Genomic DNA, 20,259 nt, shown 5'->3' on the forward strand with positions numbered 1-20,259 from the left:
GATGACGGACACCATACTCAGCCCTTCCACGGAAAAAGCACGCTTTCCGTAGGCTTGTGCCGGACACCCCGCCGCCCCTACCCGACGGAGTGAAGTTTGCTCGCGATCCTGCTCGTTCATGCCGCGGCCGCCCTGGTGGCTCCGCTGTGGGTGCGGGCACTGGGGCGCAACGCTTTCTTTCTACTGGCTGTGGTCCCGCTCGGCGGCTTCGCCTGGGTTGTCGCGAATTGGTCCGCGCCGCAGCGAGTTCGGCTCACCTGGGCGCCGAGCATCGCCCTGAACATCGATCTGCGCTTCGACACCCTCGCGGCGGTACTGTGCGCGCTCGTGCTGGGCATCGGGGCGCTGGTGCTGATCTACTGCGCCCGGTACTTCGAGGACGACGAGCCGCGGCTCGGGGTGTTCGCCGCCGAGCTGGTAGCGTTCGCCGGCGCCATGTTCGGGCTGGTCACCAGCGACAACATGCTCCTGCTCTATGTGTTCTGGGAAGCGACAACGGTGCTGTCGTTCTTGCTGATCGGTCACAACGCCGAGCAGGCGGCCAGCCGAAGGGCCGCGATCCAGGCGCTGCTGGTGACCGGGGCGGGCGGACTGGCGATGCTGACGGGCATCGTCGTGCTCGGCACCGTGAACGGCAGCTATCTGCTGTCGGATCTCCTTTCCGGGACCAGCCCGAGCGGGACCGCGGTGAATGTCGCGGTGGCCCTGATCCTGGTGGGAGCGCTCACCAAATCCGCCGTGGTGCCCTTGCATTTCTGGCTGCCCGGCGCGATGGCCGCACCGACCCCGGTGAGCGCGTACCTGCATGCCGCGGCGATGGTGAAAGCCGGCGTGTACCTGATCGCGCGCCTGGCGCCGGCGTTCGCGCAGAACCCCGTGTGGCATCCGCTGGTGCTGACCCTCGGCCTCGCCTCGATGCTGCTGGCCGGGCTGCGCTCGCTCCAGGTGGTGGATCTGAAACTGGTGCTGGCCTTCGGCACGGTGAGCCAGCTGGGATTCCTGATCGTGCTGGTCGGCATCGGCACACCCGATGCCGCGCTGGCCGGAGTCGCGCTGATCGTCGCGCACGCGCTGTTCAAGGCGTGCCTGTTTCTGGTGGTCGGGATCATCGACCACGGTGCGGGCACGCGCGACCTGCGCCGCTTGTCCGGGCTCGGCCGTCGGGCTCCCGTGCTGTGCGCCACCGCGGTCCTGGCCGCGCTCAGCATGGCGGGCATACCGCCGCTGCTCGGCTTCGTCGGCAAAGAAAGCGCGCTGAACGCCGTACTGGACGCGGACGTGCTCACCGCGCCCGTACGCGGAGCGGTGTTCACCGGAGTGGTGCTCGGCTCGATGCTGACCGTCGGCTACAGCATCAGGTTCGTCTGGGGCGCTTTCGCGGACAAGGACCGCGGGCCGGAACCCGCGGCAGGCGCCACGCCCGTCGCCCACCACCCGAGCGAAGTACCCGTCGCCGAAGATCAGCCGGAAGCCGAGCGCCGTCTCCGCTGGCATCCGCCGGGTGCTCTGTTCCTCGCGGCACCGGTGCTCCTCGCCCTCGCGAGCCTCGCGGCCGGTCTCGCCCCGTCCTGGCTCGACGCACGATTGCGCCCCTACGCCGAAACGCTGGCCGGGGTTCCGTCGCATCTGGCGCTGTGGCACGGTTTCGATGCCGCGCTCGCGTCGACACTGCTGATCGTCGCGGTCGGCGTAGTGCTGTGGCTGCTGGGCGACCGCTTCGCCGAATCGGCGCACCCGCGCCTCGGCAACGCCGACCGCGCCTACGACGCCACGCTGCGCGCGATGGACACCCTCTCGCTGCGGATGACCGGCGCGGTGCAGCGCGGGTCGCTGCCGCTGAGCCAAGCCGTGATCCTGGTCACGCTCATCGTCCTGCCGACCGTCCTGCTCGCCCTCGGCACCCGCACCGGAGTCACGCTGCGGTTGTGGGATTCGCCGCTGCAAGCGGCCATCGGCGCGATCATGTCGGTGAGCGCGCTCGCCGCGACGGTGCTGCGCAACCGGCTCGCGAGCGTGCTGGTCGTCGGGGTGACCGGATACGGCAGCGGCGTCATCTTCGCGCTGCACGGCGCGCCCGACCTCGCGCTCACCCAATTCCTGGTGGAGACGCTCACCCTGGTCATCTTCGTGCTGGTGCTGCGCGCTTTTCCCGCGACGATCGAGCCGAGCCGGACGGCCGCGTTCAAGTTGCGCAGAGCGGTTCTGGCCGTCGGGACCGGGACGGTGGTCGCGGTCCTGGCCGGGTTCGCCGTGGCGGCCCGCACCGCCGAACCCGTCTGGCTCGGAATTCCCGATGCCGCCTACGAATTCGGCGGCGGGAAGAACGCCGTCAACGTCCTGCTCGTCGACCTGCGGGCGTGGGACACCCTCGGTGAGATCTCGGTGCTCGTCGTCGCCGCGACCGGGGTGGCCTCTTTGGTATTCCGCAGCAGGCGTTTCGGTAGCGCGCCGCGCGCGACGGACTCCCCCGACTACGATCCGGAGCTGGTCAGCTGGCTGCCCGCGGGCCGATTGGTGGCTCGGGCCGAACGCTCGATGGTTCTGCAGATCACCACGCGGCTGGTGTTCCCGACCATCATGGTGCTGTCGGTCTACTTCTTCTTCTCCGGCCACAACGCGCCCGGCGGCGGGTTCGCGGGCGGGCTCACCGCTGGGCTCGCGCTGACCCTGCGGTACCTCGCGGGCGGCCGCTACGAATTGGGCGAGGCACTGCCCGTCGACGCGGGCCACATCCTCGGCGCCGGCCTCACCTTGGCCGCGGGCACCGCCGTGTCGTCGCTGCTGCTCGGCGCGCCGCCGCTGTCCTCGGCGATCATCGAGGTTTCGCTGCCGGTGATCGGGCACGTCAAGGTGGTCACCGCGCTGCTGTTCGATCTCGGCGTCTACCTCATCGTGGTCGGCCTGGTGCTGGACGTGCTGCGCAGTCTCGGCGCACGCCTGGACAGCGAGCTGGCCGACGCCGAGACCCCCTCGGCGAACGGAGGTTCCGCGACGTGACCGCGAATCTGACCCTGCTGGTGGTGATCGGCATCCTCGTCGCGTGCGGGGTGTACCTGCTCCTGGAACGCGCCGTGTCGAAGATGCTGCTCGGGCTGATCCTGTTCGGCAACGCGGTGAACCTGCTGATCCTCACCGCGGGCGGCGGTCGCGGCAAACCGCCCATCCGCGGTACGGCCGACACCGAGGAGATGGCCGACCCGCTCGCCCAGGCGATGCTGCTCACCGCCATCGTGATCACCATGGGCATCGCGGCATTCGTGCTCGCCCTCGCCTACCGCGCCTACATGCTCACCACCAGCGACGACGTCGCCAACGACCAAGAGGACGTGGATGTCGCCCGGCGGCGCGCCGGAGAGGACCCGGAGACGTGAGCCTATCGCCCGGCCTGCTGCCGGTCCTCACGCCGCTGCCGGTGCTCGTCCCCCTGCTCGGCGCGGCGGCCACGCTCGTCTTCGGCCGCAGGCCGCGCATCCAGAGCGCGGTCAGCGTCGGGGCGCTCACCGCTGTCGTGGCGATCTGCGGGTTGCTGCTGTTCCTGGTCGACCGGGACGGCACCACCGCGTTGCAGGTGGGCGACTGGGCAGCGCCGATCGGCATCACGCTGGTGGTGGACCGGCTGTCGGCGGCGATGCTGCTGGTCTCGTCCATCGTGCTGCTGTCGGTCAACCTCTACGGCGCGGGCCAGAACATCCGCGACGGCGACGAGCGGCAGCCCACCTCGATCTACCGGCCCACGTATCTGGTGCTCACCGCCGGGGTTTCGGCCGCGTTCCTCGCCGGTGACCTGTTCAACCTCTTCGTCGGCTTCGAGATCCTGCTCGCGGCGTCGTTCGTGCTGCTCACCGTGGGCGCGACCACCGAACGCATCCGCGCGGGCGTGGCCTACGTGATGGTCTCGTCGGTCTCGTCGCTGATCTTCCTCGCCGGTATCGGCCTCACCTACGCGGCCACCGGAACGCTGAATCTCGCCCAGCTCGCGGTCCGGTTCGGCGCCGTGCCGGAGGGCACGCGCACGGCGATCTTCGCGGTGCTGCTGGTGGCGTTCGGCATCAAGGCGGCCGTCTTCCCGCTGTCGAACTGGCTGCCCGACTCCTATCCGGCCGCCCCGGCGCCGGTCACCGCCGTGTTCGCCGGTCTGCTCACCAAAGTCGGCGTGTACGCGATCATCCGGACCCACTCGCTGCTGTTCCCCGACGGCGGCTTCGACTCGGTGCTGCTGGTGGCGGGCCTGCTCACCATGCTCATCGGCATCCTCGGCGCCATCGCGCAGAGCGACATCCGCCGTCTGCTGTCGTTCACGCTGGTCAGTCACATCGGATACATGGTGTTCGGCGTCGGCCTCGCCAACGCGGCCGGGCTGTCGGGCGCGGTGTTCTACGTGGCGCACCACATTCTGGTGCAGACCACGCTGTTCCTGGTGGCGGGCCTGATCGAGCGGCAAGCCGGATCCACCTCGCTGCGCAGGCTGGGCGGGCTCGCCGCGGCCAGCCCGCTGCTGGCCGTGCTGTTCCTCGTCCCAGCGCTGAATCTCGGTGGGATACCGCCGTTCTCCGGGTTCATCGGCAAGGTCGCGCTGTTGCGGGCGGGCGCCGAACGCGGCAGCGTGCTGGCCTGGGTGCTGGTCGGCGGCGCGGTGCTCACCAGCCTGCTCACGCTCTACACCGTCGCCAGGGTATGGAGCAAAGCGTTCTGGCGGCCCCGCGAGGACGCGCCGGAGGGCCATATCACCGCGGCGAAACCGCCGACGCTGATCGAGGAAGCGACCGACGTGCACTACGACGAGCGCACCGATCCCGGCCGCATGCCGCCGCTGATGGTGCTGTCCACCGCGGCGCTGGTTACGGTGGGGCTGTGCCTGACGGTGCTGGCCGGGCCGATCCTCACGATCGCCGACCGCGCCGCGGTAGACCTGCGCGATCCCGGCGTGTACATCGGTGCGGTGCTGGGCGTATCGCCGGGAAGCCCACGATGAGCGCCGAGCGGGGCCGGGGCCGCGACAAGACCGTCCGCGTCGGCATCCTCGTGTGGCTCACCGTGGTCTGGCTGGCCCTGTGGGGCGACCCGAGCATCGCGAATGTCCTGGGCGGGCTGGCGGTCGCCGCGCTGATCATGGTGGCGCTGCCGCTGCCCCGCGTGCCGGTGTCCGGGCGGCTGAACCCGTTTCCCCTGCCCGAACTGATCGTGGCGAGCGCGTATTACGCGCTGGAGTCGAGTCTTCAGGTCGCCTGGCTCGCGATCCGCCCGAAGCAGACCCCGGTGTCGGGCGTGCTGCGCGTGTACTCCGGCACGCGATCGGATCTGGTGCTGGTGCTGTGGGCCGACCTGCTCAACCTGATCCCCGGCACCATGGTGCTGGAGATCGATCGTCGGCGCTGCGTCGTCTACGTGCACGTTCTCGATGTCGGCAGCGATGCGGCGGTGGACAAGTTCTTCCGGACCACCCGGCGGCTGGAACGCCTGCTGATCGAAACCTTCGAACGCCCGACCGGATGGCCGTACTCCCGGCCGCCTTCTCCCCCGGAGGTGACATCGTGACCGTCGTCGCCGTCCTCGCCGCCGTCATCCTGACCGCGGCGGCGCTGATCACCACGTATCGCGTCGTCATGGGACCGAGCACACTGGACCGGGTGGTCGGCATCGACTCGCTGATCGCCATCGCCGCCTCCGGGCTGGCCGTCTGGGCGGCCTACAGCGCCGATACCACCGTGATGCCCGCGATCGTCGCGCTGGCGCTGGTCGGGTTCCTCGGCTCGGCCGCGGTGTCCCGATTCCGGGTGCGGGACGACAGATGAACCTTTGGCACGTGCTCGCGGGCACCCTGATCCTGTTCGGCTCGACGCTGGCGCTCACGGCGGCGATCGGGATCGTGCGCTTTCCCGACACGCTGACCCGGATGCACGCCGCCACCAAGCCACAGGTCATCGGGCTGATCCTGGTGCTGGCGGGCGCCGCGATCCAGCTGGGCGGACACGGCAACGTCTGGATGCTGGTGCTGGTCGGGCTGTTCACCCTGCTGACCGCCCCGGTGATCGCCCACCTGATCGGCCGCACCGCCTACCGCGAGCAGCGCTACCGCGACGGCCTGTTGCGCGTCAACGAGATGCGTGACGACGACGTCGATTAGCCGCGTGACCGGCCTCAGCGCGCGACGGGCTCGACCTCGCGGACGGCCTGCTCCGGCTGCCGCGCGGTCGCGAACCACGTCGCGTGGAACGCCGCGGCCAGTCCGGCCAGCAGCCCGAGCACGACCGTGCCCGCGAGCACCGGATACTCGGCCATCGGCACGGCGAGGTAGCGGTAGGACAGCAGCAGCGTGGCCAGCACGACCGCACCGGAGCCGACCAACCGGATCCGGAACCATCCCCAGCCGCGCTCCGGTGCGCGCAGCGCCGATTCGACGGTGAGGCACAGCACCGCGCCCGCGACCAGGTCGACGCCATAGTGGTAGCCGAACCCGAGGGTGGCGGTGAGGGTGGCCAGCAGCCAGAACGCGCCGCCCCAGCGCAGCCAGCGCGGAGCAGGCTCGCCGTCGCCGTCGCGGCGGGTGTGCAGGAACACCGACAGCGCCCAGGCGGTGTGCATCGAGGGCATGCAGTTGCGCGGAACCGCCGCGTCGAACGGCAGCGGCAGCGGATTGCGATCGATCGGCGGCACGACCCCCGGCCAGTAGTTGCCCAATTGCAGCCCGTTGCCGTCCGGGCCGTACGCGAACATCGGACCGACCACCGGGAAGAGGACGTACACCAAGGGACCGATCAAGCCGAGCACCAGGAAGGTGCGCACCAGGTAATGCGACGGCCACCGGCCCGACGACACCACTCGGCGCAGCTGCCACACGGCCACGACGATCGCCGCCACGGGCAGCTCGATGTAGACCCAGTGCAGCACCGCGTAGACCACCGGCCCGAGCGTGTCCACCGCCCGCCCGAGCACCCACGACGGATCGCCCAGCGCATGGTCGGCCAGGATCACGTATTCATCGAGCACCGTCGGTCTGCCGATCACGGTGACGTGCAACCAGACATCGCCGACCTTGGTGGCCAGGACGAGCAGCGCGCCGAGCGCGGCTGCGTGCAGCGCGTCCCGCCGTTCGGTTCCGGACCAGCGCAGCCAGGCCACCAGCGCCAAGCCGGTCAGCACGAGCACGGGGCCGTTCCCGATCGCGAACGGCTCTCCCGCCAGCAAGCGGACGCCGGCCCACGCCACATCGATGGCAGCCGCGACACCCACCGCGACCAGCCTGCGACGGGCCGAAATGCCCACCATCGCAAGGACCAGTCCGGCCCACGGCACCGACATCGATTTCGGTGTGCCGATGTAGTCGCGCCCCAAGCTTTCCAGGGGGCCTTCGAATCCCTGCCAGATGGCGACGCCCTGCAACACGATCAGCAGGACCGGCACCGCGGCCACCGCCGCGACGACCCGGATCCGAGTCCGCGGTACGCGACGGCGCGCGACCGCGCTTCCTGCTCTGGAACCCGGGTATTCGACAAGCATCCGACCATAGTAAACGTGGGGTGAACGTCATCCCCCTGGCCAGCTGAACAGCAACCGACCTGTACGCGGCCGATCGCTACTGTTTCAGCTCCTCGACCAGCGCGTCCACCACCGCGACCAGATCTCCCTGCGACGCTGCGGCAACCCGGCGCTGCCGCTGGTAAGAGGCTCCCCGCTTGGGGATCTCGGCGACCAGCGCGAGTTCGTCCGCGCAGCCCAGCCGCGCCGCCGTCGGCTCCAGGCGGTTCAGCAGATCCGCCAGGTCGTCGGTGACCAACCGCTCGTTGCTGTCGGCATCGGTGATGATGATCGCATCCAGCCCGTAACGCGCGGCGCGCCACTTGTTCTCCTGCACGTGCCACGGCGGCAGGGTGGGCAGTTCCTCGCCGTTCTCGACGCGGCGGTCGAGGTCGACGATCAGGCAATGGATGAGCGCGGCCATCGCGGCGAGCTCGGCGCGCGTGGAGATCCCGTCGCACACCCGGACCTCGATGGTGCCCCACTTCGGCGCCGGGCGGATGTCCCAGTGCATGCCGCCGAGCTGCGTGAAGACACCGGTCTTGATCTGATCGTGCACGAAATGCTCGAACTGGGTCCAGTTCTCGAACTGGAACGGCAGGCCCGCGGTCGGCAACTGCTGGAACATGAGCGTCCGGTTGCTCGCGTAGCCGGTGTCCGATCCCGACCACATCGGCGAGCCCGCCGACAGCGCGAGCAGATGCGGATACGACAGCAGCAACGAGTTGAGGATCGGAAACACCTTGTCGCGGTGGGAGACTCCGACGTGCACGTGCACGCCCCAGATCATCATCTGGCGACCCCACCACTGGGTGCGCTCGATCAGCTCGTCGTAGTGCTCCGATCGGGTCAGCTGCTGGGCCGACCATTGCGCGAACGGATGGGTGCCCGCGCAGAACAAGTCGACACCGAGCTGCTCGGCCGCACGGCGCACCGTGTTCATCGTGCCGGTGAGGTCCTCCACCGCCGCGCCGACGGTCTCGTGCACCCCGGTGACGAGTTCGACGGTGTTGCGCAACAATTCCTTGGTGACCTGGGGTGTGCCGTCGTGGGCCCGGAGGTCACCGAGTGAATCGAACACCGCCGCGGCGGTATTCGACAGGTCGCGGGTCACCTTGTCGACCAAGGCGATCTCCCATTCGACCCCGATGGTGGGCCGGGGTGAACCATCGAAGGGAACGTGTTCGATTCCTGCCCCGCCCATATGCCACCGCGCTATTGGATCACGCCACAAGCGACACGGCCGCCCGCGTCGCCCGTCGCTAGGGTCGTCTCATCGGGACCCGCGACGCCATCGGCACGGGAGTAACGGTTGGGAATGTTGCCGAAGTTGTCGGCGTCGGCGTGGATGATCAGGGCCTTGCCCTTCACGTCGTCCAGCGTCACCGCGTCGGTGGTGGTGACCAGCTTGGCGACGCCGTCGCCGCGCACCTCCAGCGAGGTCAGATCGCCGCTGGCCGGATGCGCGTTGGCGCTGCCCACCTGCAGGTGACCACCGGCGGACAGGAAGTCGCCCGCCGGGCCGCCGGTCGGCGCGACGGAGTTCGGCTCGCACTTGCCGACCTGGTGCACGTGCAGGCCGTGGAAGCCGGGGCGCAGGCCGTGCGCCTCGACGGTGAGCTGCAGGTGGTTGCCGTCCTTGGCGAAGTTCGCGGTGCCCACCGAGGCGCCCGAGGGGTCCTTCAGCTGCACGTTCACGCCCTGCTCGGCGTTCGGCGAGCCACCGTGCTCGGTGCTCGACTGCCCGGCCGGAGCGGGCGACCCGCTCCACACCGGCGGGGTCGTTCCCTGGACGTCACTCGACTCCTGGCTGTTCGAGCAGGCGGCGAGGCCGAAGACCGCGACCGCGAGCACCGGGGTCACAGTCCGCCAGGACGGGCGTCGAGTTGTGGACGAGGCCATCGGGGAACTCCTTTACGAGTACCGAGTTTACGAGTAAGGGCGGGTGGACACGTTCGTTACCGGACAAGATGATGCCACGCCGTCCCACCGTGCCCCTGACAGGGCGGCGCGCCCTAACTCGTGTTCGCTGGTCCGGGCGTGCGACCAGCGGCCACATATGGGTCAGTTACCCGTGACGATCACCGTTACACCCGGCGCGGTATCCCCGATCGCACTCGACTTCGGTGCCACCGACGCGCCGAGCTGGTCCGCGATGGCCTGCGCGGCCTCCTTGTCGCCGGACGAATCGCCGTAGTACACCGTGGTTTTGGCGATGTTCGAGCCCGGGTAGTTGCCCGTTTCCGCGATCGTCCAGCCGCTGGCCTCGAGCTGGCCGGCCGTTTTCGCCGCGAGTCCGGCCACCATGCTGTTGTTGAGCACGCGCACCGGGACCGAACGCGCCGCCGTGGTGGTGGTCGACGCGGCGGCACTGGTCGCCGTCACGGTCGCCACCGCGGTGGACGAGGTGGGCGCCTTGGGTGCGGTGGTGCTCGCCGGGACCTGCGGCGCGGCGCTCGCGCTCGAGGTCGGCGATGCGCTGGTTCCCGAGGCGTCGGTGTCGGCGTCGGAACTCGACAGCGACATCGCCCCGAGACCGGCGAAGACGATGGCCAACGCGATCAGCACCATCGCCAGGGCGCGCAACGGTGGCCCACCGGAGGTGGGGTTCGGGTAGCTCACCTTCGCGAGCCTAGTCGCACGGGACGGGTCCGGGTCCGCATCGCCGGCTCAGACCTGGAATCCGAGCCGCCGCGCCGCGCGCGCCTTCTGCCTGCTCGCTCGCAGCCTGCGCAGCCGCTTGACCAGCATCGGGTCGGCCGCCAGCGCCTCCTGCCGATCGACCACCGCGTTCAGCACCTGGTAGTACCGGGTCGGCGACATGGCGAACAGCTCGCGGATCGCCTCTTCCTTGGCCCCGGCGTACTTCCACCACTGCCGCTCGAAGGCCAGGATGTCGAGTTCGCGACGGCTCAGTCCGTCGCCGTCGGCCTGTTCGGCCGAAGCGTGCTCCGTCGTGCCATCTTCGCTCGCGGAAGGGCCGTTGTGGGTCGCGGAAAGATTCCGTGCCGCTGCGCCGTCCATCTCGCTCCTCGCCGAGTGACCACCAGACGAAAATGGTGCTTGTACGTCGCGGAACATTCAACCACGCGGCCGAGGAATCGCCGGGTCCGCAGCGCGGCGTGTTCCCTACCGGCCGGTAGTCGCGGCCTCCACTTCGGCACCCGGGAAGCTGTGACGTGGCGCCCACGGCAATAATTGGCCCATGGCAATCCTCCCGATCGTGATCGTCGGCGACCCGGTTCTGCACAACCCGACCGAGCGGGTCACTCGATCGCCGGAGGAATTGGCTCCGCTCATCGCGGACATGTACGAAACGCTCGACGCCGCGCACGGCGTCGGGCTCGCGGCCAACCAGGTCGGCGTTCCGCTTCGCCTGTTCGTCTACGACTGCCCCGACCTCGGCGCGGACGGCACCGCGACCCGACGACGCGGGGTGGTGGTCAATCCGGTGCTGGAGACCTCGGAGATCCCGGAGACCATGCCCGACCCGGACGACGACGAGGAGGGCTGTCTGTCGGTGCCCGGCGAGCAGTTCCCCACCGGTCGCGCCGAATGGGCGAAGGTGACCGGCACCGACGAGAACGGAGAGCCGGTGGAGGTGGAGGGCAAGGGCTTCTTCGCCCGCATGCTCCAGCACGAGGTCGGGCATCTGGACGGGTTCCTCTACGTGGATGTGCTGATCGGCCGTAACGCGCGGGCCGCCAAGAAGGCGATCAAACGCAACGGCTGGGGCACACCGGGTCTGAGCTGGCTGCCCGGCACCGACCCCGACCCGTTCGGGCATGACGACTGACCCCGCCGCCGGCCTGCCCGATATTCCGCTCGGCCGCCGCGTGGTGCTGCGCTATCAGCTGCCCGCGGGTTATCCACAACCGCTGACCGACGTGATCGGCGAACTCGTCTCTCTGGACCCGCCGACCGTGCGCGGCGCGGGCGGCGAGCTCGTCTCGGTGGCGCCGGAGCGCGTGGTCGCGCTGAAAGCCATCGGTCCGAGGCCGATTCGCATCCGAGAGATCCGCGCGCTGGAGGCCGCGGCCGCCTATGGCTGGCCGGGCGTCGAACACGCGTGGATCGACGGCTGGCTGGCGCGCGCGGGCAACGGATACACCGGGCGCGCGAATTCCGCTGTGCCGCTGGGCAGCTCCGAGGGACCCGCCACCGTGTCGGCGGAGACGCTGCACCGGATCGGCGAGTGGTACACCGCGCAGGGCCTGCCCGTGCAGCTCGCGCTGCCCGATCGGCTGGCCCCGGTGCCACCCGGCTGGCACAGCTGGCGGGAGACGGCCATGCTGGCTCTCGATATCGACAATTTCGTGCTGCCCCAAGGCCCTTCGATGGTGCGGATCGCGGCCGCTCCCGACGCCGACTGGCTGGAGACGCACCGCTACGACGGCGAGGAACCCGGCGCGCGGACTATTCCCGCGCCCGATCCCGAGGTACTGACCGCGGTCCTGAACGGTGAACTCGGCTTCGCTTCGCTCGGCCTGCCGCGTCCCATCGCGATCGGCCGCGGCGCGCTCACCACCGCCCCCGACGGACGCCGCTGGATCGGCCTCACCTGCGTGGCCGTCGCCGCCGCGCACCGCAGGCACGGGCTCGGCTCGCTGGTCTGCGCCGAACTGATCCGCTGGGGCCGCGACCGCGGCGCGACGCACGCCTATCTCCAGGTGGAAGCCACCAACGACCCGGCCCGCGCGATGTACCGCGAACTGGGCTTCATCGAACACCACACCTATCGCTACGCCGCGCCGGAACCGCTCGCCGGGCCCGGCGGCCTGCGGTAGAACAGACCTGTCACCCGCGAAGGAAGGCCGCAGTGCGTCTCGCCACCTGGAATGTCAACTCCATTCGCTCCCGGCTCGACCGCGTCGCGGACTGGCTCGACCGCCAGGACATCGACGTGCTGGCCATCCAGGAGACCAAGTGCCGCGACGACCAGTTCCCGTTCGAGCGCTTCGACGAACTGGGCTACGAAGTCGCCCACCTGGGGATCAACCAGTGGAATGGGGTGGCGATCGTCTCCCGCGTCGGTCTCTCCGACGTCGAGCTCGCCTTTCCCGGCCAGCCCGGCTTCGACAAGGACGCAGGTGAGTCGCTGATCAGCACGCCGGTCGTCGAGTCCCGCGCGATCGGGGCCACCTGTGGCGGCGTGCGGGTGTGGAGCCTGTACGTGCCCAACGGCCGCATGCTGGGCGATCCGCACTACGCCTACAAACTGGAATGGCTTGCCGCCCTGCGCGACAACGGCGCGCGCTGGCTGGCCGACGACCCGCAGGCCAAGATCGCGCTGGTGGGCGACTGGAACATCGCGCCGACCGACGACGATGTGTGGTCCGTGGAGTACTTCGCCGAGAAGACGCACACGTCGCAGCCGGAGCGCGATGCCTTCCAGGCCGTCGTGGACGCCGGATTCACGGATGTCATGCGGCCGTTCGCGCCGGGACCGGGCGTCTACACCTACTGGGACTACACCCAGCTGCGCTTCCCGCGAAAAGAGGGGATGCGCATCGATTTCATCCTCGCCTCTCCCGCGCTCGCCGCCACCGTATCGGACGCGACGGTCGATCGTGAGGCGCGAAAGGGCAAGGGCGCCAGCGACCACGCCCCGGTGATCGCCGAGTTCGCCGACGAACCCGGGCGCTCGTGACCCGCCCGGCGCAGCCGCCTTTCCCCCGCCGCAGCAGCGGTAACCGGGCCGCCGGCGGCAGGCTGGGCGGTATGGGCGCCGACCCGGCCGTGCGACAACGGCAGCGCGCACAGCATCTCGGCCCGGAGCGCCGCCGTCCGCAGGTGCTCGACACCGCGCTCGCCATCGCCGTGGAGAACGGCATCGCCGCGGTCACCATGGCCGCCATCGCGGAGCGGATGAAGGTGACCAGGCCGGTGGTCTACGCCTGCTTCGCCGATCGCGTCGAGCTGATCGAGGCGCTGATCCAGCGCGAGGAGGGCTACCTGGTCAGCGGCGTGCTCGAGGTGGTGAAGCCACGCGACGTCGACGCCGACGAAACCGTGTTCGTCCAGGGATTCCGCGCTCTGCTGACGAAGGCCGCGAGCCGGCCGGACGCCTGGCGGCTGGTCTACGGCAATCCCGACCCCGCCGTCGCGAATTCCTTCGGGCGCGGACGCGCGCTCGTCATCGAGCGCTGTACCAAACTCCTGCGCCCGACGCTGCGCGCCTGGGGCACGCTGGACGCCGAGCACAAGTTGCCGGTGCTGGTGGAGCAGTGGGTCTCCGCGGGCGAGGCCGCCGTACGCGCGCTGCTCGCGGACCAGGACGGCTGGACACCGGCGGATCTCGGCGCGTTCGTCGGGGCCGCGGTCTACCGGGCCATGCGAAACGCCTGATAGGGGATTCGGCCGCACTACGATGGTGATCAACTACCCGACCACCGGCTGGCGGAGGAACGGTCATGGCGTTCTATCGGCAAGTGGGTGCGGTACCGCCGAAGCGGCACACCCAGCATCGTGACGAGCAGGGGCGGCTCTACTACGAGGAGCTGATGGGCGAGGAGGGCTTCTCCGGCGACTCCTCCCTGCTCTATCACCGTGGCCTGCCCCCGGCACTGGTCGATTCGACGGTCTGGGAGCTGCCCGATCAGCGGACCACGCCGAACCATCCGCTGCGTCACCGCCATCTGCGCCTGCACACGCTGTTCCCCGGCGACACCCCGGCGGAGACCGATCCGGTGACCGGGCGCCGGCTGCTGCTGGGCAACGCCGACGTGCGCATCTCCTATGTGGTCGCGAAAGGCGGTTCGCCGCTGTACCGCAACGCGATCGGCGACGAGCTGGTCTATGTGGAGTCGGGCGCGGCGGTGGTGGAGACCGTGTTCGGCGCGCTGCCCGCACGGCAGGGCGATCAGGTGCTCATCCCGCGTGCCACCACACACCGCTGGCGGCCCACCGGCCCGGAACCGTTGCGGGCGTATGTAATCGAAGCGACAGGTCACATCACGCCGCCCAAGCGCTATCTGTCGAAGTTCGGCCAGTTGCTCGAACACGCCCCGTATTGCGAGCGCGACCTGCACGGACCCACCGAGACCATCAGTGCGACCGGCACCGAAGTGGACGTGCTGGTCAAGCACCGCCCCGGCGGCCAGGTCGTCGGCACGCGGATGGTCTACGCCGCGCACCCGTTCGACGTGGTCGGCTGGGACGGCTGCCTGTATCCGTTCACCTTCAATATCGCCGACTTCGAACCGATCACCGGCCGCATCCACCAGCCGCCGCCGGTCCATCAGGCGTTCGAGGGCGGCAACTTCGTCGTCTGCAATTTCGTTCCGCGCAAGGTGGACTATCACCCGCTGTCGATCCCGGTGCCGTACTACCACTCCAACGTCGATTCCGACGAGGTCATGTTCTATTGCGGCGGCAATTACGAAGCGCGCAAAGGCTCGGGAATCACGCAAGGCTCGGTGTCGGTGCACCCCGGCGGTTACGCCCACGGTCCACAGCCCGGCGCGTACGAGAACAGCATCGGCATCGAGTACTTCGACGAGCTGGCCGTCATGGTGGACACCTTTCGCCCGCTGGAGCTCGGCGAAGGCGCGCTGGCTTGCGAAGACCCGACCTATGCGTGGAGCTGGTCGGGGCGAGGCCCCGCGTGAGGACCGCAGTGGAGGTAGCGCCGGAGTCGCAGTTCGGTCCGGACAACTTGCCCTACGGGGTGTTCGCGCCGACCGGAGAAGGCCCCCGCGTGGGGGTGCGGCTCGGCGAACATGTCATCGATTTGGCTGTGCTGCTGGATGATTCGGTTTTCGCCGAACCGAGCCTGAACGCCTTCCTCGCGCAGGGACCCGTGCGCTGGCGGACGGTGCGCGACCGGATTCGTGAGGCGGTCGACGGCGAACTGGACGACGCCGCGGTGCATCGGCTGTCCGACGTGGTGTTGCGGCTGCCTGTATGTATCGGCGATTACGTGGACTTCTACGCCAGCATCGACCACGCGACGAACCTCGGCCGCCTGTTCCGGCCGGACGGCGATCCGCTACTGCCGAATTGGCGCCATCTGCCGGTCGGTTATCACGGGCGGGCGGGCACCGTGGTGGTGTCCGGCACCGATGTGGCGCGTCCCTGCGGGCAGCGCGGAACAGACTCCGGCGCACCGGATTTCGGCCCGTCGCGGCGGCTGGACATCGAAGCCGAGCTCGGATTCGTGATCGGCGTCGGCTCGCGGCTCGGCGTACCGGTGGAGATCGATGAGTTCGCCGACCGGGTCTTCGGCGTCGCGCTGGTCAACGATTGGTCCGCCCGCGACATCCAGGCCTGGGAGTACCAGCCGCTGGGCCCGTTCCTCGGCAAGTCGTTCGCGACCTCGATATCGCCGTGGATCACGCCGCTGGCTGCCTTGGAGTCCGCGCGCATACCGCTGCCCGAACAGTCACCCGCGCCTCTGCCCTACCTGCTCGGTACCGAGCACTGGGGCCTGGACATCGAACTCACCGTGACGTGGAACGGACAACCTGTCACTTACCCGCCCTACTCCCGGATGTACTGGTCACCGGCGCAGATGCTGGCTCATCTCACCGCGAACGGCGCATCGACGCGCACCGGCGATCTGTACGCCTCGGGCACCATCTCCGGTCCCGAACCCGGCCGGCGCGGATCGTTCATCGAGTTGTCCTGGGGCGGCAGCAGGCCGGTATCGGTCAACGATCAGCAACGCACCTTCCTCGAGGACGGCGACGCGGTGACGATCACGGCATCGGCCCCGGGCCCGGGTTCGACCAGGATCGGATTGGGCGAGGTCACCGGCCGGATCCTTCCAGCACACCCGCGCTGAACACGTTCGGTCTCGTCCCACCGGATACCGGTTTCGACGACAGCCGCGCATGAGAACGGCGTTCTCCGGGTACGCCGCTACCCGAGCGCCTCGATCTCCGCTGCCCGGCCGACCGCGGAGTTCACGGCCGCACCCATCCTCCGGACAAGGAGCGAGGTCATGACCGATCGCCCGGCCGCTCAGCACCGCCGCCCCGATGGCGTCGACGACGGCACCGTCGCCGCCACCGGCAAACTCTCGGAGGCCCTGGAGATCGTCGAACGCGCCCGCGGCCACCTGTACTCCTTCCACCAACTGACCGGCGGGGCCGATCTGGCGCTCGACATAGCGGTGGAGCTGTTCCGCGCGGCGGGTCACGCGCACATCGCCGATCGGATCTCCGCCGAGTTGATCGGGCGCAACGTGCTGGCCGGACGCTGGACATTCCAGATCGTCGAGGAATACGACGACGGTTACTACGACCTGTTCCGCGACATCGAGCGCGCCGCCCGCGACGAACTGCTCGACGGCCGCCGCCACATCTACGAGGCCGAGATGAAAGAAGCTCGCCGCACCCACGGCGCGCCGGGCCATTCGGCCACCCCGCAGCCAGCGGAAGACCCCTGATTCCCACGCCGCTGCCTGCGACTTCACTCGATCCCGCCGAATCGCCGGGCAGACGCTCGGCGGGTCCGGGTATGGTCGGGCGGGAAAATTTCACAAACCAACGGGGGCTCGCACCAGCGGGCTGAGAGGACGGCTAGCCGAGAGGCGTCAGGGCCGTCGACCGTATGAACCTGACCGGGTAATGCCGGCGTAGGGAGGAAAAATGGCACGCGCCGCTGCGTCCGACGGCGGATCCGCACCCGTCGACAGCGTCACCACCGGCCCGATCGAGGGCAGCATCAAGCACTATCTCGAGGTCGATGACCTGCGCATTCCGGTGCGCCGGATCAATCTGACCAATGGCGAGCACTTCGACGTCTACGACACCTCGGGACCGTATACCGACGAGTCGGCGACGATCGATCTCGAAGGCGGGCTACCGAAACTGCGCGACACGTGGACCAGACCCGAGGGGAAGGGCCCGCGTACCCAGCTCGCCTGGGCCCGCGAGGGCATCGTCACGCCGGAGATGCGTTTCATCGCCGCGCGGGAAGGCGTCTCGCCGGAATCGGTGCGGGAAGAGGTCGCCGCGGGCCGCGCGGTGATCCCGGCCAACCACAAACATCCGGAGCTCGAGCCGACCATCATCGGCAAGAAGTTCCTGGTCAAGATCAATGCGAACATCGGCAACTCGGCCGTGTCCTCCTCGATCGCCGAGGAGGTGGAGAAGATGGTGTGGGCCACCCGCTGGGGCGCGGATACCATCATGGACCTGTCCACCGGCAAGAACATTCACGAGACCCGCGAGTGGATTCTGCGCAACTCCCCCGTCCCGGTCGGCACCGTGCCGATCTACCAGGCGCTGGAGAAGGTGAACGGCGACCCGACCGCGCTGACCTGGGAAATCTACCGGGACACCGTGATCGAGCAGTGCGAACAGGGCGTCGACTACATGACCGTCCACGCGGGCGTGCTGCTGCGCTACATTCCGCTGACCGCCAAGCGAGTGACCGGTATCGTCTCGCGCGGCGGATCCATCATGGCGGCCTGGTGCCTCGCGCATCACCAGGAATCGTTCCTCTACACGCACTTCGCGGAGCTCTGCGAGATCCTGGCCCGCTACGACGTCACCTTCTCCCTCGGTGACGGCCTGCGGCCCGGCTCCATCGCCGACGCCAACGACGAGGCGCAGTTCGCGGAACTGCGCACCCTGGGCGAACTGACCAAGATCGCGAAATCCTATGGCGTGCAGGTGATGATCGAGGGCCCGGGGCACGTGCCGATGCACAAGATCGTGGAGAACGTGCGGCTCGAGGAGGAGCTGTGCGAGGAGGCGCCGTTCTACACCCTCGGTCCGCTCGCCACCGACATCGCCCCTGCCTACGACCACATCACCTCCGCGATCGGCGCCGCCATCATCGCGCAGGCGGGCACCGCCATGCTCTGCTACGTCACGCCGAAGGAACACCTCGGCCTGCCCAACCGCGACGACGTGAAGGTCGGCGTGATCACCTACAAGATCGCCGCACACGCCGCCGACCTGGCCAAGGGCCATCCGCACGCACAGCAGCGCGACGACGCGCTGTCCCAGGCCCGCTTCGAATTCCGCTGGCGCGACCAGTTCGCACTGTCCCTCGACCCGGACACCGCGCGCGAGTACCACGACGAGACGCTGCCCGCCGAACCGGCGAAGACCGCACACTTCTGCTCCATGTGCGGCCCCAAGTTCTGCTCGATGCGGATCTCCGCGGACGTGCGCGAATACGCCGAGCGTCAGGGCTTGAACGACGCCGAGGCACTGGAGGCGGGCATGGCGGAGAAGTCCGCCGAGTTCGCCAGCCACGGCAACGCCGTCTATTTGCCCGTGGTCTCGTAGTCACCGCCTGAGCCCGCCGCATCTCCACGATGCGGCGGGCGACGGAGGACGAATCCGGCCGAGTCTTCGACGCCGGATCTCATCTGCTCAGGGTTTCGAGGTGGAGGCACTCACAGGGGCAAGCGCTCTCGGATCAGTGAGGATTGCGGCCCGAGTAGCGCGTTTCGAGTCGACGCGTCGTCGGACTCACAGCCGCTGCCGGTGTCTGCGAACCCCACGTCGCCCTTGCACTTATAAGTGCAAGGGCCTACGGTAAGCGGTACCTGCGAAAGCGGAGAGGAGTTCGAGTCGATGAGTCCGTCGCTTATGCACGACGAGAAAGCGGTCGTGTCGATCACCGCAAGCGAAGTCGAGCAGGCCCGGGCGTTCAAGGCCCGCGTCGAGCAGGCTCGCGGCGTCGCGTCGGGTGATGCGGAGGAGACCATTACCGTCGGTCTCCAAGGTGGGGACTCCGTCGAAATGCCCGCCCAGCTGACGGCGCTGATCTCTCAGATTCTCGACCTCGTCAGCCGTGGCTGCACCGTGACTGTCGGCAGCGTCCCGAACGAGGTGACCACCACAGTCGCCGCAAAGATGCTGGGCATCTCACGTCCGACACTGATGAAGCTGGTCAACGAAGGCACCTTGCCTGCGCACAAGGTGGGCTCGCACACGAGACTTTTCAGCAGGGATGTCTTCGCGCACAAGGACCTTCAGCGGGGTGCGCAGCGTCAGGCTTTCGACGACCTGCGCGCTATCGAAGATGAACTCGGCGTGGTCGACTGACTGCTTGCCATGCCTGTTCGATCCGGTAAGTCCTGCCCCGTCCGCTTGTACCATGTCCGTCATGGTCAGCGGGTGGGGTACGAATGTTCTTGTCGATGCGAACGTCCTGTACTCCCGCACGCTCCGGGATTGGCTCGCACTGCTCTATCTTCAGCCGGGCAATGAGATGTTCGAGGTCATGTGGACTGACGACATCATGGCGGAATTCCACTACCACCTGCGAAAAAAGAACCCGCTGCTGGATGACGCTCAGGTCGGAGGCATACGCCGCAGACTCGAGCACACGTTCAAGACGGGCCGCATAACCGGCTACACGATCGATAAGTCGGTGACTTACCCCGACGTGGGCGACGCCCATGTCCATTGCGCGGCGGTTCACGCTGCCATAGACATTCTGCTCACCAACAACGACAAGCACTTCACTCAGATGGACGAGCTTCCCTACGAGATCTACACAGCCGATGAATTCTTCGAGCTTGTCGATGACTCAGCCCCTCGAATAGTTCGAGCCGTCACCGCGAAGCAACTCGTCTACTACGTTCGCAATAGCGACACCAGCAGCGCTGGACTCCCTGAACGACTGAAGGCGGCTGGAGCGCCCGCTTTCGCAGAACGCGTCCGAAAGCATCTACTGACACTTGATGTCAACGCTCTTCTGCGCGAACCGGATTTGTAAAGTACAACGCCTGATACTCCGGTGGGCACCGGCTGGCGTGCGGCGGCATGAATCGTC

At 68.5% G+C, this 20,259-nt stretch carries 22 protein-coding genes; 17 read left to right on the forward strand and 5 right to left on the reverse strand.

The features are described from left to right. Positions 1-96: 96 nt before the first annotated feature. Genes ACWEH3_RS01175 through mnhG form a run of 6 tightly spaced genes read left to right on the forward strand, consistent with a single transcriptional unit; the run spans position 97 to position 6,124 of the window. Positions 97-2,997 carry a Na+/H+ antiporter subunit A gene (locus ACWEH3_RS01175; protein ID WP_450015489.1) on the forward strand — a complete coding sequence of 967 codons (2,901 nt, stop codon included), beginning with the start codon at positions 97-99 and terminating at the stop codon, positions 2,995-2,997. After that, the gene (locus ACWEH3_RS01180) at positions 2,994-3,371 is read left to right on the forward strand and encodes a Na(+)/H(+) antiporter subunit C (RefSeq protein ID WP_450015487.1); all 378 of its coding nucleotides are present in this window, start codon (positions 2,994-2,996) and stop codon (positions 3,369-3,371) included. The genes ACWEH3_RS01175 and ACWEH3_RS01180 overlap by 4 nt, the downstream gene beginning before the upstream one ends. Further along, on the forward strand, positions 3,368-4,972 hold the full coding sequence (locus ACWEH3_RS01185; RefSeq protein ID WP_450015485.1) for a Na+/H+ antiporter subunit D: 1,605 nt from the start codon (positions 3,368-3,370) through the stop codon (positions 4,970-4,972). Before ACWEH3_RS01180 ends, ACWEH3_RS01185 begins: the two co-directional genes overlap by 4 nt. After that, positions 4,969-5,535, forward strand: coding sequence for a Na+/H+ antiporter subunit E (locus ACWEH3_RS01190; RefSeq protein ID WP_450015483.1), 567 nt, complete (start codon positions 4,969-4,971; stop codon positions 5,533-5,535). The genes ACWEH3_RS01185 and ACWEH3_RS01190 overlap by 4 nt, the downstream gene beginning before the upstream one ends. After that, on the forward strand, positions 5,532-5,792 hold the full coding sequence (locus ACWEH3_RS01195; RefSeq protein WP_450015481.1) for a monovalent cation/H+ antiporter complex subunit F: 261 nt from the start codon (positions 5,532-5,534) through the stop codon (positions 5,790-5,792). Before ACWEH3_RS01190 ends, ACWEH3_RS01195 begins: the two co-directional genes overlap by 4 nt. Continuing rightward, complete coding sequence (gene mnhG, locus ACWEH3_RS01200) at positions 5,789-6,124, forward strand: monovalent cation/H(+) antiporter subunit G (RefSeq protein WP_450015479.1); 336 nt, start codon at positions 5,789-5,791, stop codon at positions 6,122-6,124. The genes ACWEH3_RS01195 and mnhG overlap by 4 nt, the downstream gene beginning before the upstream one ends. 14 nt (positions 6,125-6,138) lie before the next feature. On the opposite strand, the gene ACWEH3_RS01205 is transcribed toward mnhG, so the two are convergent. The 4 genes from ACWEH3_RS01205 to ACWEH3_RS01220 all read right to left on the reverse strand — a co-directional run bounded on the left by ACWEH3_RS01205 (position 6,139) and on the right by ACWEH3_RS01220 (position 9,843). Then, complete coding sequence (locus ACWEH3_RS01205) at positions 6,139-7,497, reverse strand: DUF5933 domain-containing protein (protein WP_450015477.1); 1,359 nt, start codon at positions 7,495-7,497, stop codon at positions 6,139-6,141. A 76-nt stretch (positions 7,498-7,573) separates the two neighbouring features. Continuing rightward, on the reverse strand, positions 7,574-8,719 hold the full coding sequence (locus tag ACWEH3_RS01210) for a glutamate--cysteine ligase (RefSeq protein ID WP_450015475.1): 1,146 nt from the start codon (positions 8,717-8,719) through the stop codon (positions 7,574-7,576). A gap of 11 nt (positions 8,720-8,730) precedes the next feature. Then, positions 8,731-9,417 (reverse strand): superoxide dismutase[Cu-Zn], encoded by a 687-nt coding sequence (sodC, locus tag ACWEH3_RS01215; protein WP_450015473.1) that lies wholly within the window; start codon positions 9,415-9,417, stop codon positions 8,731-8,733. 162 nt (positions 9,418-9,579) lie between these two features. Beyond that, positions 9,580-9,843 (reverse strand): LytR C-terminal domain-containing protein, encoded by a 264-nt coding sequence (locus ACWEH3_RS01220; protein ID WP_450015471.1) that lies wholly within the window; start codon positions 9,841-9,843, stop codon positions 9,580-9,582. Between ACWEH3_RS01220 and ACWEH3_RS01225 the strand changes: the two genes are divergently transcribed. Further along, a complete protein-coding gene (locus tag ACWEH3_RS01225) occupies positions 9,830-10,132 on the forward strand; it encodes a hypothetical protein (RefSeq protein WP_450015469.1) in 303 nt (100 codons plus the stop codon). The two genes, ACWEH3_RS01220 and ACWEH3_RS01225, sit on opposite strands and share 14 nt — an antisense overlap. Positions 10,133-10,185: 53 nt before the next feature. On the opposite strand, the gene ACWEH3_RS01230 is transcribed toward ACWEH3_RS01225, so the two are convergent. Continuing rightward, positions 10,186-10,539, reverse strand: a complete 354-nt coding sequence (locus ACWEH3_RS01230; RefSeq protein WP_356962756.1) for a DUF3263 domain-containing protein — start codon at positions 10,537-10,539, stop codon at positions 10,186-10,188. A 181-nt stretch (positions 10,540-10,720) separates the two neighbouring features. Here ACWEH3_RS01230 and ACWEH3_RS01235 point away from each other — a divergent pair, with 181 nt between their 5' ends. The 10 genes from ACWEH3_RS01235 (at position 10,721) to ACWEH3_RS01280 (ending at position 20,202) form a co-directional block, all read left to right on the forward strand. Next, entirely contained in the window at positions 10,721-11,311 is a 591-nt protein-coding gene (locus tag ACWEH3_RS01235; protein ID WP_355071656.1) for a peptide deformylase, read from the forward strand. Further along, entirely contained in the window at positions 11,301-12,302 is a 1,002-nt protein-coding gene (locus tag ACWEH3_RS01240; protein ID WP_450015467.1) for an N-acetylglutamate synthase, CG3035 family, read from the forward strand. Before ACWEH3_RS01235 ends, ACWEH3_RS01240 begins: the two co-directional genes overlap by 11 nt. A gap of 32 nt (positions 12,303-12,334) precedes the next feature. Next, positions 12,335-13,165 (forward strand): exodeoxyribonuclease III, encoded by an 831-nt coding sequence (locus ACWEH3_RS01245; RefSeq protein WP_450015465.1) that lies wholly within the window; start codon positions 12,335-12,337, stop codon positions 13,163-13,165. Between the two features lie 71 nt (positions 13,166-13,236). Further along, positions 13,237-13,863: a TetR/AcrR family transcriptional regulator gene (locus tag ACWEH3_RS01250; RefSeq protein WP_450015463.1), complete on the forward strand. Its 627-nt coding sequence runs from the start codon at positions 13,237-13,239 to the stop codon at positions 13,861-13,863. A gap of 65 nt (positions 13,864-13,928) precedes the next feature. Continuing rightward, on the forward strand, positions 13,929-15,125 hold the full coding sequence (locus tag ACWEH3_RS01255) for a cupin domain-containing protein (protein ID WP_450015461.1): 1,197 nt from the start codon (positions 13,929-13,931) through the stop codon (positions 15,123-15,125). Continuing rightward, positions 15,122-16,300, forward strand: coding sequence for a fumarylacetoacetase (fahA, locus tag ACWEH3_RS01260; protein WP_450015459.1), 1,179 nt, complete (start codon positions 15,122-15,124; stop codon positions 16,298-16,300). Before ACWEH3_RS01255 ends, fahA begins: the two co-directional genes overlap by 4 nt. Before the next feature lie 159 nt (positions 16,301-16,459). Next, on the forward strand, positions 16,460-16,906 hold the full coding sequence (locus ACWEH3_RS01265) for a hypothetical protein (RefSeq protein ID WP_450015457.1): 447 nt from the start codon (positions 16,460-16,462) through the stop codon (positions 16,904-16,906). A 202-nt stretch (positions 16,907-17,108) separates the two neighbouring features. Further along, positions 17,109-18,761 carry a phosphomethylpyrimidine synthase ThiC gene (thiC, locus tag ACWEH3_RS01270; RefSeq protein ID WP_450015455.1) on the forward strand — a complete coding sequence of 551 codons (1,653 nt, stop codon included), beginning with the start codon at positions 17,109-17,111 and terminating at the stop codon, positions 18,759-18,761. Positions 18,762-19,052: 291 nt separating this feature from the next. Then, positions 19,053-19,526: a helix-turn-helix domain-containing protein gene (locus ACWEH3_RS01275; protein ID WP_450015453.1), complete on the forward strand. Its 474-nt coding sequence runs from the start codon at positions 19,053-19,055 to the stop codon at positions 19,524-19,526. Positions 19,527-19,578: 52 nt separating this feature from the next. Beyond that, positions 19,579-20,202: a PIN domain-containing protein gene (locus ACWEH3_RS01280; RefSeq protein WP_450015451.1), complete on the forward strand. Its 624-nt coding sequence runs from the start codon at positions 19,579-19,581 to the stop codon at positions 20,200-20,202. Positions 20,203-20,259: the final 57 nt, after the last annotated feature.

Source organism: Nocardia sp. NPDC004718 (genome assembly GCF_053601535.1).

Excerpts from the sequence above, each read along its gene's own strand:
- mnhG (WP_450015479.1), top strand. The coding sequence starts at position 5,789 with ATGAACCTTTGGCACGTGCTCGCGGGCACCCTGATCCTGTTCGGCTCG.
- ACWEH3_RS01205 (WP_450015477.1), bottom strand. The coding sequence starts at position 7,497 with ATGCTTGTCGAATACCCGGGTTCCAGAGCAGGAAGCGCGGTCGCGCGC.
- ACWEH3_RS01230 (WP_356962756.1), bottom strand. The coding sequence starts at position 10,539 with ATGGACGGCGCAGCGGCACGGAATCTTTCCGCGACCCACAACGGCCCT.
- ACWEH3_RS01190 (WP_450015483.1), top strand. The coding sequence starts at position 4,969 with ATGAGCGCCGAGCGGGGCCGGGGCCGCGACAAGACCGTCCGCGTCGGC.
- ACWEH3_RS01265 (WP_450015457.1), top strand. The coding sequence starts at position 16,460 with ATGACCGATCGCCCGGCCGCTCAGCACCGCCGCCCCGATGGCGTCGAC.
- sodC (WP_450015473.1), bottom strand. The coding sequence starts at position 9,417 with ATGGCCTCGTCCACAACTCGACGCCCGTCCTGGCGGACTGTGACCCCG.
- ACWEH3_RS01255 (WP_450015461.1), top strand. The coding sequence starts at position 13,929 with ATGGCGTTCTATCGGCAAGTGGGTGCGGTACCGCCGAAGCGGCACACC.
- ACWEH3_RS01240 (WP_450015467.1), top strand. The coding sequence starts at position 11,301 with ATGACGACTGACCCCGCCGCCGGCCTGCCCGATATTCCGCTCGGCCGC.
- ACWEH3_RS01235 (WP_355071656.1), top strand. The coding sequence starts at position 10,721 with ATGGCAATCCTCCCGATCGTGATCGTCGGCGACCCGGTTCTGCACAAC.
- ACWEH3_RS01280 (WP_450015451.1), top strand. The coding sequence starts at position 19,579 with ATGTCCGTCATGGTCAGCGGGTGGGGTACGAATGTTCTTGTCGATGCG.
- ACWEH3_RS01275 (WP_450015453.1), top strand. The coding sequence starts at position 19,053 with ATGAGTCCGTCGCTTATGCACGACGAGAAAGCGGTCGTGTCGATCACC.
- ACWEH3_RS01210 (WP_450015475.1), bottom strand. The coding sequence starts at position 8,719 with ATGGGCGGGGCAGGAATCGAACACGTTCCCTTCGATGGTTCACCCCGG.
- thiC (WP_450015455.1), top strand. The coding sequence starts at position 17,109 with ATGGCACGCGCCGCTGCGTCCGACGGCGGATCCGCACCCGTCGACAGC.
- ACWEH3_RS01250 (WP_450015463.1), top strand. The coding sequence starts at position 13,237 with ATGGGCGCCGACCCGGCCGTGCGACAACGGCAGCGCGCACAGCATCTC.